The organism is Deinococcus alpinitundrae (assembly GCF_009982895.1).
GTDB lineage: Bacteria > Deinococcota > Deinococci > Deinococcales > Deinococcaceae > Deinococcus > Deinococcus alpinitundrae.
This window is the reverse complement of the sequence record NZ_WXZL01000309.1, coordinates 1-264: the sequence shown is the minus strand read 5'-3', so window position 1 is coordinate 264 and position 264 is coordinate 1. Positions and strand designations below refer to the sequence as shown.

Here is a 264-nt window from a genome sequence, read left to right as displayed (position 1 = left end):
AAGCCCAACCCGATCGGCGTCGTGCTGCAGCAGGGCCTGCTCACCCTCATGGAGGGCGAGCGCGTGCCCTATCGCCTGCACGCTTTCGACGGCGAGAAGGACCGCGAGCAGACGGTGGAGATCGACACCCGCAAGATGATGTTCGTCTGCGGCGGCGCCTTCGAGGGCCTCTACGACCAGGTCTACAACCGGGTCAGCCGCTCGGGATCGGGAGAGCGCATCAAGACCGAGGCGGTGAAGACGGCGGACGGCGGCGTGCGCCTC

1 pseudogene is annotated in these 264 nt (G+C 67.8%); it reads left to right on the top strand.

Annotated features, from left to right (window positions below):
- Positions 1-264: pseudogene (locus GUI70_RS23525) on the top strand (hypothetical protein); the annotation flags it as partial.